An 11,840-nucleotide genomic window follows, 5' to 3' on the forward strand; every position below is an offset into this window, starting at 1 on the left:
GAAGAAGTAAGGAGCCGGACCACCGCTCACCCGGTCCGGCCCCCACCGTCCCCCTTCCGTACGCCGGAGGAACACGACATGCCCGCACCCTCACCCGCAGCCGCTGTCGCACCCGCTGTCCCCGTCCCCGCCGGTGTCAACCTCACGACCGCCCCCCTCCACGGGGTCCCGGCGCAGCCCCAGCCCCTGGTGGCCGACCGTGCCACCGAGGAGCAGCCGCGCTACGTCGTCTGCCTCGCCCGCGACCAGGACGACGTCCGCGCCGCACAGCGGCTCCGCCACCAGGTCTTCGCCGGCGAGATGGGCGCCCACCTCGACGGCCCCGAGCCGGGCCTCGACATCGACGCCTTCGACGCCTACTGCGACCACCTGCTCGTACGCGAGGAGGCCACCGGCGACGTCGTCGGAACCTACCGCGTACTGCCGCCCGACCGCGCCCGGATCGTCGGCCGCCTGTACTCCGAGAGCGAGTTCGACCTCGGCCGCCTCGGCCCCATCCGCGACGACCTCGTCGAGGTCGGCCGCTCCTGCGTCCACCCCGCCCACCGCAACGGCGCCGTCATCGCCCTCATCTGGGCCGGGCTCGCCCGCTACATGACCCGGACCGGCCACAACTGGCTCGCCGGGTGCTGCTCGATACCGCTGGCCGACGGCGGCACGCTCGCCGCCGCCACCTGGGACACCGTCAAGACCAAGCACCTCGCCCCCGAGGAGTACTGGGTCACCCCGCGCAAGCTCTGGACCCCCGACGGCGTCGCCCGCCCCGAGAGCCGCGTCGAGCTCCCGCCGCTGCTCCGCGGCTACCTCCGGCTCGGTGCCTGGGTCTGCGGGGCGCCCGCGCACGACGTGGACTTCGGGGTCGCGGACCTCTACGTCCTGCTGTCGCTGCGCAACACCAACCCCCGCTACCTCCGCCACTTCCTCTCCCTCGCCCCGGCGCAGTGACCACCGCCGGCCCCGTCTCGCCCTGGCTGCCGACGGCGCCGTGCGCGCCCGACGACTGCGCCCGGCACACCGGCCCGTCGGCCGGGCCCGTCCTGGCGGCGGTCCGGCTGACCGTGGGCGCCGCCGCCGTCCTCGCCGGGGTGGTGTTCGCACCCCTGGCGGCGTTGCTGCCCGCCGCCCGCAGGCGGGCGCTCGTCCGCCGGTGGTGCCGGACGGTGATCCTGGCCTTCGGCGTCCGGATGAAGGTCACCGGCGCCCCCGTCCCCGCGGACGGGCCGCTGCTGGTCGTCGCCAACCACATCTCGTGGCTGGACATCCCGCTGGTCGCCGCCGTCCTGCCCGGCCGGATGCTCGCCAAGCGGGAGGTCAGGGCCTGGCCCGTGCTCGGCCCGCTCGCGGCGCGGGGCGGCACCCTCTTCATCGACCGCGACCGGTTGAGGGCCCTGCCCGAGACCGTGCGCACGATGGCCGGGGCCATGGCGGCCGGCGGGCGGGTGGTCGTCTTCCCGGAGGGATCGACCTGGTGCGGCCGGGGCGGCGGCGCCTTCCGGCACGCCGCCTTCCAGGCAGCCCTGGACGCCTCCGCGCCGGTCCAGCCGGTACGGCTGGAGTACCGGCCCGTCGGACCCGCCGCCTTCGTGGGAGACGATCCGCTGGCCGCCTCCCTCTGGCGGATCGCGGCGGCCCGCGGAATCACCGCGGAGATTCGGATACTGGATGCGATATCCGGCGTCCAGTATCCGAACCGTCGCGAACTCGCCAGGGCGGCTCAGAGAGCCGTCGCCAGCGACAGCGCGAACCGCCCCTCCCCGTCCGTCCACCAACGGCTCAGCTCCAGCCCGGCCTCGGCCAGCTCCGCGCGCACACCCGCCTGACGGAACTTCGCCGACACCTCCGTCCGGATCTCCTCGCCCTCCTCGAACGGCACCACCAGATCCAGCTCCGGGATCTTCACCGTCAGCGCGTGCCGCGCCCGCAGCCGCATCTCGATCCACTCCCGGTCCCGGTTCCAGACCGCCACATGGTCGAAGTCGTCCGGCCGCACGTCCGCGTCCAGCTCACGGGCGATCACGGCCAGCACGTTCCTGTTGAACTCCGCCGTCACCCCGGCCGCGTCGTCGTACGCCGCGACCAGCGTCGCCTCGTCCTTCACCAGATCCGTACCGAGCAGCAGCGCGTCCCCCGGCGCCAGCATCGCCCGTACCGAGCCCAGGAACACCGCGCGCTCGGCGGGCAGCAGATTGCCGATCGTGCCCCCGAGGAACGCCACCAGGCGCGGCCCCGGAGTCCCCGGCAGCGCGAGCCCCCGGGTGAAGTCGGCCACCAGGGCGTGGATGTGGAGACCGGGACGCTCTTCGAGCAGCGCCTCGGCCGCCCCCTTCAGCGCCGACTCGCTCACGTCCACCGGCACGTAGCTGTCCAGCTCCGGCAGCAGCGCGTCGATCAGGAAGCGGGTCTTCTCCGAGGAGCCCGAACCCAGCTCGACCAGCGTCCGTGCCCCCGTCGCCGCCGCGATCTCATGGGCCCGGTCCATCAGGATCTCCCGCTCGGCGCGGGTCGGGTAGTACTCGGAGAGCCGGGTGATCTCCTCGAACAGTTCACTGCCGCGCGCGTCGTAGAACCACTTCGGCGGCAGTTCCTTCGGCATGCGGGTCAGACCGTGGAGCACATCGGCGCGCAGATCGGCCTCCGTGGCGTCCTCGGGAAGGGTACGGGTCAGCTGGAAGGGGCTCACGAGGACGGCTCCTTGAGCGAGGTGAGGGTGACGTCGGTACGGGTGGCGGTCAGCAGCGTGCGGTCCGGCACCTCGTGCCAGCGGGGATCGTCGTCGTACGGTTCGGAGGCCACGACCACGCGGTCGGGACGTCTCAGGTACCACAGGGAGTTCCGCCAGCTCGTCGCGGTGATCTCCGTCCCGTCGGTGAGCAGCAGATTGAGCCGGGACCCGGGGGCGGCCTCGGCCACCTCGCGTACGGTGTCGGCGAGCGCCTGACCTGGCGCGTCACCGGCCCGAAGCCGGTGCAGCACCAGGGCCCACACCAGCGCCGAGTCCGTCCGGGCCTCCAGAGCGAGCAGCTCCGCGGCCGACAGCGAGGCGGCCGGGCCGGTCAGCGACCCCGGCCAGCCCTCGACCGCGCCGTTGTGGCTGAAGAGCCACCGCCCGGCCGCGAACGGGGCCGCCGCGGCCTCCCCGTCCGCGCCAGGCCGGGTGGCGCCCCGGACCGCCGCGAGCAGCGCGCCCGTGCGCACCACGCGCCCGAGATCGGCCAGGGCGAGGTCTCCCCAGACGGGCGCGGCCCGTCGGTAGCGGGCCGGCACCAGGTCGCCGTCGGCGTACCAGCCGACGCCGAAGCCGTCCGCGTTCACCACGCCGCTGGTCTGCATACGCGGCTGCCAGGCCTGCCGCTCCAGCGAGTACGGTGGCCGCAGCAGCAGCTCGCCGAGCGGCAACGGATCGCCGACGAAAGCGAGATGACGGCACATCAGGAGAACTCCGCATCGCGTGCGGTCCGGAACCCGGAGAAGATCTGGCGGCGCACCGGCAGGTCCCAGTTGCGGAACGTGCCGCGGCAGGCCACCGCGTCCACGGCGAACGACCCGCCGCGCAGCACCTTGTGCGCGGGACCGAAGAACACCTCCGAGTACTCCTTGTACGGGAAGGCCGTGAACCCCGGATACGGCAGGAAGTCGCTCGACGTCCACTCCCACACGTCCCCGATCAACTGCCGCACCCCGAGCGGCGAGGCGCCCTCGGGGTAGCTGCCGGCCGGGGCGGGCCGCAGGTGCCGCTGCCCGAGATTGGCATGGCCGGGCTCGGGGTCGGTGTCGCCCCACGGATACCGGCGCGAACGCCCCGTCCTGGGATCGTGCCGGGCCGCCTTCTCCCACTCGGCCTCCGTGGGCAGCCTGCGCCCGGCCCAGCGGGCGTAGGCGTCCGCCTCGTACCAGCTGACGTGCACCACCGGTTCGTCCTCGGGCACCGGCTCCGTCACGCCGAACCGGCGGCGCAGCCACTGTCCGCAGTCACGTCGCCAGAACAACGGCGCGCCGATGTCGTGCCTGCGGATCTGCTCCCAGCCCTCCGCCTGCCACCAGCGCTCGTCGGTGTAGCCGCCGTCCGCCAGGAAGGCCATGTAGGCGCCGTTGGTGACCGGCACGGTGTCGATGAAGAACGCCGGTACGACCCGGGTGTGCGCCGGGCGCTCGTTGTCCAGGGCCCAGGCCTCGTCCGAGGTGCCCATCGTGAACGCGCCGCCGGGAACGAGGACTTCGGACGGAAGAGGGCCGGTGTCCGTGACAGGCGGCGGGGGAGCGCTCAGCGCCTGCGGGCCCTTCCGCAGCTGATGGGTGATCAGCATGGTCTCGTCGTGCTGCTGTTCGTGCTGCGCGATCATCCCGAAGGCGAACGCCGCCTCCACCAGAGGCCGGCCCTCCAGCGGGGTGCGTTCGAGGATGTCCAGGACCCGGCCCCGTACGTCCGAGGCGTACGCACGGGCCTCTGCGGGCGCCAGGAGCGGAAGGGCGGGGCGGGCGGCGCGGGGGTGCTCGAAGGCGTCGTAGATCGAGTCGATCTCCGGACGCAGCGCGTCACGCCCGGCCACCGTCCGCCAGAGCCACTGCTCCTCCTGGTTGCCGATATGGGCCAGGTCCCACACCAGCGGGGACATCAACGGGGAATGCTGCGCGGTGAGCTCGTCGTCCTCGACGCACGAGGTGAGCAGCGCGGTGCGGGCCCGCGCGGTCGTGAGCGCTTCGAGCGCCCGCCGCCGCAGAGCCGTCGGCTCGTCGGTCACGGTCATCACGCCACCTCCTGGGGCTCGTCGGCGGGGCAGCTGCCGGTCAGTACATGGCGCTCGTGGAAGTCGGCCACCGCCTGCCGGACCGCCTCGCTCGCCCCTATCCGGGGCAGCGCCTCAAGTGCCGCGGGGAACGCGACCAGCGCGGCGGCATGCAGCTCAGGGTCGGTGAGCCCGTCCCGCGCCGCCGCCAGCCAGAGCGGATTGCGCGGCGCCGCCAGCGAACCGGCGCGCTCCGCAAGAGGTTTGACGGCCCGATAGACCGTCTCGGCCGCCTCCGCGTCCTCGAAGAGCGCCGTGGTCACGGCGACGGGCACGATCCAGCCGTCCGGGCCGGGTTGGGCGTCGATCATCCGCAGCTCCAGATGCCCGCGTGGCCGCACCGGCGGGAAGAGGGTCGTCAGGTGATAGCGCAGATCGTCCTCGTCGGCAGGCCGCGGACGTCCGGTGCGCAGCCACTCCCGGAAGGTCAGCGCCTCCGGCACGTCCCAGGGCGTCTCCGCGCCACGTACGCACATCACCGGGGTGTCGAGCACATGCGCCGCCCACGCGGCACGCGGCTCGCCGTCCGGCGGCGGGGCGAGCGCCCGAGCCGGGTCGAGATCCGTCCACAGGGCCTGCCGGGTCGACCGCCAGCCGGTCCGACGCCCCCCGTGGACAGGGGAGTTGGCGAACGCCGCCACCAGCACCGCGCCGAGCAGATGCGCCATCTGCCAGCGGCGGTGGTATCCGAGCGGCCCCGGCTCCTCGTTGCCGGCGTCCAGACAGACCTGCACGGACGCCGATTCGCGCATCATGGCCCGGCCGGCGGGACCCGTACGGTCGAGAGCGGTCTCCATCGCGTCGTAACGGGGCTCACGCAGGATCCGCTCGCGCGGCGCGTTCCAGGGGTCGACCCCGTACCCGCTGAGGGAGAGCCCGAGAGGGGTGAGAGCGTCGCGCACCGCGCGAAGATCGGCCGAGAGGGTGTCGACGCAGCTCATGAGGGACCCGGCGGGCGGCGAGCTGAGCTCCAGCTGTCCACCGGGTTCGAAGGTGATGGCCGAGGCCAGGGGCAGGGACCGTACGGTGTCGACCGCAGGGGCCAGTCGCTCGGGCGGGACGGGAAGCCGCGGATCCCGCAGCTCGTGGACGAGCCATTCCACCTCCGCCCCGACCGTGCGGGGCGGACCCGTCTTGAAGCAGATACATCGGAGCAGGTCTTCGGCCTCGTCCATGCTGAGGCCCTGACCGCCCTGCGGTATGCCGCTCGACGACATGTCTTCTCCTCCTGTTCCGTCAGGCGCTGATTCCACCTAAAGCCACCACCGACGGGCGTGCAAGAGCGCCTCACGGGCCCCACGGTGAATATCCCGTTGCTCAGGGTCAACGGAATCGATCAAGCTTGTGTTCATGAGCGCACGACTGCGGGGGATCGCGAAGCAGACCGAGGAGATCGTCGAGGCGGGCCGGTACCGGGCCCTCGGCGGCCGCGCGGTCTCCATCGAGGAGGCGCTGCGCGCCGCTTTGGCGGGGACGACGCTGTACGGCCCCGAGGCCGTGCCCGTCACGCCGGACACGGACCGCGCCACCTGCGTCGAGGTCACCGACGAGAGCAGTCTCGTCGCCGCCCGGCGCCTGACCGGGTCCGATCCGGCCGCGCCGGTGGCCGTCCTGAACTTCGCCTCGGCCCGTAACCCCGGTGGGGGATATCTGAACGGCGCCCAGGCCCAGGAAGAAGCCCTCTGCCGGGCCTCCGCCCTCTACACGACGCTCCTGCGCGCCCCCGAGTACTACACGCACCACCGGGCCGAGCGGGACGCCTTCTACACGGACCGCGTGATCCACTCGCCCGGTGTCCCCGTCTTCCGCGACGACCGCGGCGGACTGCTCGACGAACCCTTCACGGTCGGTTTCCTCACCTCGCCCGCCCCGAACGCGGGTGTGATCCGTCGGCAGACGCCCGAACTCGCCGACCGCGTCCCGGCCGCCCTCGCCGCCCGCGCCGAGCGGGTCCTGGAGACGGCCGTCGCGGCGGGCTACCGGCGGCTCGTCCTCGGTGCCTGGGGCTGCGGCGTCTTCCAGAACGATCCGGCCGAGGTCGCGGGCGCGTTCCGGGCACTGCTCCTGGACGGCGGCCGGTTCGCCGGCCACTTCGACGAGATCGTCTTCGCGATTCTCGACCGTACGGCCGCCCGGACGACGCTCGGCGCGTTCCAGCGGGTCGTCGCGGGCGACTGACCGGCTGCCGCGCTCTCCCTGGAATCAGGGCTCACGGCCCCTGACATGCGGCGTCCGTACGCCCGTGCGAGGCTGAAGACGGCCCCAGCGTCCGAGTTCCGGTACAGGAGGCACGATCGTGGGCAAGAAACAGACCCGGGTGAACCGCGGTGCCCGTACGGGCGGCCACGAGCACAGGACCGAGGCGACGTCGAAGGAACAGACTCCGGCCGTACGGGACACCCCGCGGCCGATCATCGAGCAGGTCTCCCACAAGAAGGAACGGAAGTTCGGTCACAACTGACCTTCCGCGGGCCCGCGTCACGCGCGCCGACCTGTCACAGAGCGGCTTGTGAACCTCTCTGCCGTGCCCGGCCGACCGCCGCGGAGGGCGCGGCCAGGGCCCGACGCCGGTACGGCGCCGGGCCCCTCCTGTCCCGCTCCCGTTCGTGCCCATGGGAATCGGCGTCCTGGCGGGCGGCGCCGTCGTCGGCGCCCTCGTGTTCCACGACATCACGACCGTACCGGGACCGATCCGATCCGTGACATCGGCGGCGTACGTCAGATCCACCCCTTCAAAGCGGTCATGAACCCGTCGAAGTCGTCGCGGTGGATCGTGTGTCCCGCGCCGACGACCGTACGGAGTTCGAAGCCACGCCCGGAGAGCATCCGGGCGTCGTCGGCGGTCACGAGCAGGCTCGGGTCGGCGAGGGTGACCAGCGAGGGGACGGCCGGGTTCGCGGGCCACATGTCCCGGCCGGCGAGGGCCACGAGACTCCGCGCCGTGCGCTCGTCCCAGAGCCCGACGGTGTCGATCTCGATGTCGATATCCTCCTCCGCCCAGCGGGGGTTGAAGACCCTGATGTGCTCACGGGTGAGCCGCTTGGCGTGGGTGAAGAGTTCCGCCCGGACGCTCGCGTCCCCAGCCGGCAGATGCCAGGCCGGGTCGACGTAGACCGCTCGTTTGGGGGCCAGGCGCTCCACCGCGGTGGCGAGGGCCAGTGCCCCGAGCGAATGGCCGATCGCCAACTCGGCCCCTGTGGAAAGGGTTTCGACGAGGTCGTCGGCGTAACTCTCGGGCGTGTACCCCTCGGGCCCGGCGGCCCGGCCGCTGGCTCCGTGCCCCCGCAGATCCACCGCCACCACCCGGTAGCCCTGCTCGGCCAGAGCCGGTCCGACCCGCCGCCAGGTGCGGTGGTCGGACATGATGCCGTGGACCAGCAGGGCGACCCGGTCACCGGATCCCCAGGTGGTGGTGTGCAGTCGCACGTCGTTCCCTCTCGGTCAGCGCACGGTATTGATCGGGCGCACGGCGAGTGCCCCGAGGACCCGACAGTACGGCGGCGATCACGAAGAGGGCCGTCCAGCCGGGGCGAGGAACGGATATGCGCGAGGTGGTACGTGTCAGTGACACGTGTCAGCGTGGGTGGGACTCGAATCCGGCCATCCCGAAGACCCTGGCCCGGAGGGGTCTGGAAAGATGCCGGAGCGATGAGCCAGTCACCCGAACGGTCCGCCGAACGTCCCGCCCCGACGAGCGCCGATGTGGCGCGGCTCGCGGGTGTGTCCAGAGCGACCGTCTCGTACGTCCTGAACAACACCGCTGCCGTACGGATCAGCGAGCCCACCCGGCAGCGGGTGCGGGAGGCGGCCGAGGAGCTGGGATACGTCCCGCACGCCGCGGCGCGCAGCCTCCGCGCAGGTCACAGCCGGATGGTGCTGCTGCCCACCGCCCACGTGCCGATCGGTCCCCTCTACAGCCGGTTCTTCGACGAGCTGCAGTGGGCTCTGCGGCGCCTCGACTACACCGTCGTGCAGTACGGCAGCCTCGGCCTTGAGGGGGACGAGGCCGCGCGCGCCTGGGCGGAGCTCCGTCCGGTCGCGGTGGTCTCGTTCGGCGAGGTCCAGCTCTCTCCGCACGGCGTCGAGATCCTCAAGCGGTCGGGGGCGAAGGCCGTCATCACCGTCGGCCCGCACCGGGTCGAGGGCGCGCACGCCCTCGTCATGGACCAGGGGCGGGTGGGGCGGGTCGCCGCGGAGCACCTCCTGGAGCGCGGCCGGCGCCGGATCGGCGTGGTGATCCCCGAGGAGCCGGGGTTCGAGATGTTCTCCGGACCGCGGCTCGAAGGCGCTCGGCAGGCGGTGGTCGGGACGGGGGCCACCGTCGTACCGCTGCCGCTGCGGTACGAGGAGGAGTCGGCGAACGAGCTCGCCGGACGCTGGCGCGAACTGGGCCTCGACGCGGTGTTCGCGTACAACGACGAGTACGCGATGCTGCTGATGCGGGCCCTCCAGGACGCGGGGATCTCCGTCCCGGACGAGACGGCGGTGGTCGGCTCGGACGACCTGCTGCTCGGGCGGCTGCTGCGGCCGCGGCTGACGACGGTGCGGATCGACATGGTGATCGGCCGGCACCTCGCCGAACTCGTCGACAGCGCGGTCCGCGCCCCTGAGAGCGCCCTTCTGGCGCAGGAGCTGATGGCCTCGCGGGTCGTCGCCCGCGAGTCGAGCTGAGCGCGGGCGCCGATCCGATCGGCGCCGGGCCGGAACCGGTGCCGGTGCCGGGGGCAGATGTCGCGGGTCGAGTGTCGGCTGCGGCCTGCGGCCTGCGGGCGCGTTGGGCGGACGCGAGGCGGGCGCGAGGCGGGCGCGGGGCGGCGATGCGGCTTAGCGTCGAAGCATGAGCACAGTTCCGCGGCGATTCGAGGTCCTGCTCGTCGCCGAGCACGTGGAGGACCGGGGCGGCGCGTCCGTGGAGGACAGCGCGGTCCGGACAGCGATCGTGGAGGCGACGGGCCACACGGGCTCGTCGGGCTACCCGCGCTACGAGGGTCACGGCATCGCCGCCGACATCGACCCGGAGACCCGCACCGTCGAGGCGCTGCTCGTCGACGGCCGTGAGCTCGACTACGGCCTGACGGCGCTGGTCAGGACCCCGACGGGATCCTGAGCGGTGGCCGCGTCGTAGCGGTTTGTCCACCACGTACTCGCCGTCCGGCCCCGTTGACAGAAGCTCCCGCCGGGCGGAGACTCGGCGCGCACCGCAACGAAGGAAAATTCACCAGGCGAACGAAGCCCGGCTAAGCACACGCACACGCACACGACGCGTGCGCGACCGACCGCCCGAGGGTCACGTGGGAGAGAACCGATGAGCATCCGCGACGTCTACATCGTCGACGCCGTCCGCACCCCGATCGGCAAGTTCGGAGGCGCGCTCTCCTCCGTGCGCCCCGACGACCTCGCCGCTCATGTCGTCGCATCGCTCGTGAACCGATCACCCCACCTCGACCCGGCCAGGATCGACGACGTCTACTTCGGCGACGCCAACGGCGCGGGCGAGGACAACCGCGACGTGGCCCGCATGGCCGTCCTGCTCGCCGGGCTCCCCACCTCCGTGCCCGGTGTCACCGTCAACCGGCTCTGCGGATCCGGTCTGGAGGCGGTGATCCAGGCCGCTCGCGCCATCGCGGTGGGCGACGCCTCCGTGGCCGTCGCGGGCGGCGTCGAGTCGATGTCCCGCGCCCCCTGGGTTCTGCAGAAGCCCGAACGAGCCTTCCCGGCCGGCCACCAGCAGCTCCACTCCACGACGCTGGGCTGGCGCATGACCAACCCGAGGATGCCCGCCGAGTGGACCGTCGGCCTCGGCGAGGGCGCGGAGCTGATCGCCGACAAGCACGCCCTCACCCGCGAGCAGCAGGACGCGTTCGCCCTGGCCAGCCACCAGAAGGCGGCCGAGGCGTGGGCGAAGGGGCTGTACGACGGCGAGGTCGTGCCCTACGAAGGCGTGGACCTCGACCGGGACGAGTGCATCCGCGACAACACGTCTCTGGAGGCGCTCGCCAAGCTGAAGCCCTCCTTCCGCCGCGAGGGCGGGACCGTCACGGCGGGCAACGCCTCGCCGCTCAACGACGGCGCCGCCGCGCTGCTCCTGGTCGACGAGGAGGGGCTGCGCGAGACCGGCCGCGAGCCGCTCGCCCGGATCCGCGCCTCCGCCGTCACCGGCATCGAGCCGCAGCTCTTCGGGCTCGGACCCGTGGAGGCGGTCCGGCGCGCGCTCGGGAAGGCGGACCGGTCCTTCGCCGACCTGACCACGTTCGAGCTCAACGAGGCCTTCGCCGCCCAGTCCCTCGGCTGTCTCGCCGAGTGGCCGGATCTCGATCCCGCCATCGTCAACCCGCGCGGCGGCGCCATCGCCATCGGGCACCCGCTCGGCGCCTCCGGCGCGCGGCTCGCCGGCGCGGTGGCCCACCAGCTGGCGGCGGCGGGTTCGGGCACCGGACTCGCGGCCCTGTGCATCGGCGTCGGCCAGGGCCTCGCGCTCGTCCTGGAGCGCTGACGCCCGCACGCGCACTCACCGGCGGCGCGACCACGCACGCGGGGGCGGTACGGGATGTCCCGTACCGCCCCCGCGTCGTGCGGTTACTGCTGCTGCTGCTGTTGCGCGTCCTCGATCGACTTGCGCACCTGGTCCATGTCCAGCTTGCGCGCCTGACCGATCACGTCCTCGAGCGCCGCCTCCGGCAGCGCGCCCGGCTGGGCGAACACGGCCACGTTGTCGCGGACGATCATCAGCGTCGGGATCGAGCGGATCTCGAAAGCGGCCGCCAGCTCCTGCTGCGCCTCGGTGTCCACCTTGGCGAAGACGAGGTCCTCGTGGCGCTCGGAGGCCGCCTCGAAGACCGGCGCGAACTGCCGGCACGGACCACACCAGGAAGCCCAGAAGTCGATCAGCACGAATTCGCTGTCGCTCACGATCTGGTCGAAGTTGTCCTTGGTGAGCTCAACAGTGCTCATGTTTTCTACCTCTCCGGGTCTCCTGGCGGGTGTCCTCACGGTCCCCTGGGGACTCGACCCGCACAACGGCGTATCGAGTCGCGCTATTCCACGCGGTTCCGCTCC

The 11,840-nt window shown here is 72.6% G+C and carries 13 protein-coding genes; 7 read left to right on the forward strand and 6 right to left on the reverse strand.

Translation table 11 applies throughout. The features are described from left to right. Window positions 1-78: 78 nt before the first annotated feature. On the forward strand, window positions 79-945 hold the full coding sequence (locus tag ACFUJR_RS08345; RefSeq protein ID WP_383171856.1) for a GNAT family N-acetyltransferase: 867 nt from the start codon (window positions 79-81) through the stop codon (window positions 943-945). After that, a complete protein-coding gene (locus ACFUJR_RS08350) occupies window positions 942-1,820 on the forward strand; it encodes a lysophospholipid acyltransferase family protein (protein ID WP_383171858.1) in 879 nt (292 codons plus the stop codon). The genes ACFUJR_RS08345 and ACFUJR_RS08350 overlap by 4 nt, the downstream gene beginning before the upstream one ends. Here the strand turns inward: ACFUJR_RS08350 and egtD are convergent. Genes egtD through egtA form a run of 4 tightly spaced genes read right to left on the reverse strand, consistent with a single transcriptional unit; the run spans window position 1,715 to window position 6,001 of the window. Next, window positions 1,715-2,680 (reverse strand): L-histidine N(alpha)-methyltransferase, encoded by a 966-nt coding sequence (gene egtD, locus ACFUJR_RS08355; protein ID WP_383171860.1) that lies wholly within the window; start codon window positions 2,678-2,680, stop codon window positions 1,715-1,717. The two genes, ACFUJR_RS08350 and egtD, sit on opposite strands and share 106 nt — an antisense overlap. Then, window positions 2,677-3,429 (reverse strand): ergothioneine biosynthesis protein EgtC, encoded by a 753-nt coding sequence (gene egtC, locus ACFUJR_RS08360; protein ID WP_383171862.1) that lies wholly within the window; start codon window positions 3,427-3,429, stop codon window positions 2,677-2,679. The genes egtD and egtC overlap by 4 nt, the downstream gene beginning before the upstream one ends. Beyond that, window positions 3,429-4,745 (reverse strand): ergothioneine biosynthesis protein EgtB, encoded by a 1,317-nt coding sequence (egtB, locus tag ACFUJR_RS08365; protein ID WP_383171864.1) that lies wholly within the window; start codon window positions 4,743-4,745, stop codon window positions 3,429-3,431. Before egtB ends, egtC begins: the two co-directional genes overlap by 1 nt. After that, complete coding sequence (egtA, locus tag ACFUJR_RS08370; RefSeq protein ID WP_383171866.1) at window positions 4,745-6,001, reverse strand: ergothioneine biosynthesis glutamate--cysteine ligase EgtA; 1,257 nt, start codon at window positions 5,999-6,001, stop codon at window positions 4,745-4,747. The genes egtB and egtA overlap by 1 nt, the downstream gene beginning before the upstream one ends. A gap of 133 nt (window positions 6,002-6,134) precedes the next feature. Between egtA and ACFUJR_RS08375 the strand changes: the two genes are divergently transcribed. Continuing rightward, a complete protein-coding gene (locus tag ACFUJR_RS08375; protein WP_383171868.1) occupies window positions 6,135-6,962 on the forward strand; it encodes a TIGR02452 family protein in 828 nt (275 codons plus the stop codon). A 118-nt stretch (window positions 6,963-7,080) separates the two neighbouring features. Beyond that, window positions 7,081-7,245, forward strand: coding sequence for a hypothetical protein (locus tag ACFUJR_RS08380; protein ID WP_383171870.1), 165 nt, complete (start codon window positions 7,081-7,083; stop codon window positions 7,243-7,245). A 257-nt stretch (window positions 7,246-7,502) separates the two neighbouring features. Here ACFUJR_RS08380 and ACFUJR_RS08385 read toward each other — a convergent pair whose 3' ends face one another. Next, entirely contained in the window at window positions 7,503-8,210 is a 708-nt protein-coding gene (locus ACFUJR_RS08385) for an alpha/beta fold hydrolase (protein WP_383171872.1), read from the reverse strand. A gap of 222 nt (window positions 8,211-8,432) precedes the next feature. Here ACFUJR_RS08385 and ACFUJR_RS08390 point away from each other — a divergent pair, with 222 nt between their 5' ends. The 3 genes from ACFUJR_RS08390 (at window position 8,433) to ACFUJR_RS08400 (ending at window position 11,277) form a co-directional block, all read left to right on the forward strand. Continuing rightward, the gene (locus ACFUJR_RS08390; protein ID WP_383171874.1) at window positions 8,433-9,455 is read left to right on the forward strand and encodes a LacI family DNA-binding transcriptional regulator; all 1,023 of its coding nucleotides are present in this window, start codon (window positions 8,433-8,435) and stop codon (window positions 9,453-9,455) included. Between the two features lie 166 nt (window positions 9,456-9,621). Continuing rightward, a complete protein-coding gene (locus ACFUJR_RS08395) occupies window positions 9,622-9,891 on the forward strand; it encodes a hypothetical protein (protein WP_383171876.1) in 270 nt (89 codons plus the stop codon). 198 nt (window positions 9,892-10,089) lie between these two features. Next, on the forward strand, window positions 10,090-11,277 hold the full coding sequence (locus ACFUJR_RS08400) for a thiolase family protein (protein ID WP_383171878.1): 1,188 nt from the start codon (window positions 10,090-10,092) through the stop codon (window positions 11,275-11,277). 83 nt (window positions 11,278-11,360) lie between these two features. Here ACFUJR_RS08400 and trxA read toward each other — a convergent pair whose 3' ends face one another. Continuing rightward, window positions 11,361-11,735: a thioredoxin gene (gene trxA, locus ACFUJR_RS08405; RefSeq protein WP_383171880.1), complete on the reverse strand. Its 375-nt coding sequence runs from the start codon at window positions 11,733-11,735 to the stop codon at window positions 11,361-11,363. Between the last annotated feature and the right edge of the window lie 105 nt (window positions 11,736-11,840).

Source organism: Streptomyces sp. NPDC057271 (assembly GCF_042668715.1).
Taxonomy (GTDB): domain Bacteria; phylum Actinomycetota; class Actinomycetes; order Streptomycetales; family Streptomycetaceae; genus Streptomyces.

Bases quoted from the DNA above. Each gene is read 5' to 3' on its own strand.
- ACFUJR_RS08345 (WP_383171856.1), top strand. From the start codon at position 79: ATGCCCGCACCCTCACCCGCAGCCGCTGTCGCACCCGCTGTCCCCGTC.
- egtC (WP_383171862.1), bottom strand. From the start codon at position 3,429: ATGTGCCGTCATCTCGCTTTCGTCGGCGATCCGTTGCCGCTCGGCGAG.
- egtB (WP_383171864.1), bottom strand. From the start codon at position 4,745: ATGACCGTGACCGACGAGCCGACGGCTCTGCGGCGGCGGGCGCTCGAA.
- egtA (WP_383171866.1), bottom strand. From the start codon at position 6,001: ATGTCGTCGAGCGGCATACCGCAGGGCGGTCAGGGCCTCAGCATGGAC.
- ACFUJR_RS08375 (WP_383171868.1), top strand. From the start codon at position 6,135: ATGAGCGCACGACTGCGGGGGATCGCGAAGCAGACCGAGGAGATCGTC.
- ACFUJR_RS08390 (WP_383171874.1), top strand. From the start codon at position 8,433: ATGAGCCAGTCACCCGAACGGTCCGCCGAACGTCCCGCCCCGACGAGC.
- ACFUJR_RS08395 (WP_383171876.1), top strand. From the start codon at position 9,622: ATGAGCACAGTTCCGCGGCGATTCGAGGTCCTGCTCGTCGCCGAGCAC.
- ACFUJR_RS08400 (WP_383171878.1), top strand. From the start codon at position 10,090: ATGAGCATCCGCGACGTCTACATCGTCGACGCCGTCCGCACCCCGATC.
- trxA (WP_383171880.1), bottom strand. From the start codon at position 11,735: ATGAGCACTGTTGAGCTCACCAAGGACAACTTCGACCAGATCGTGAGC.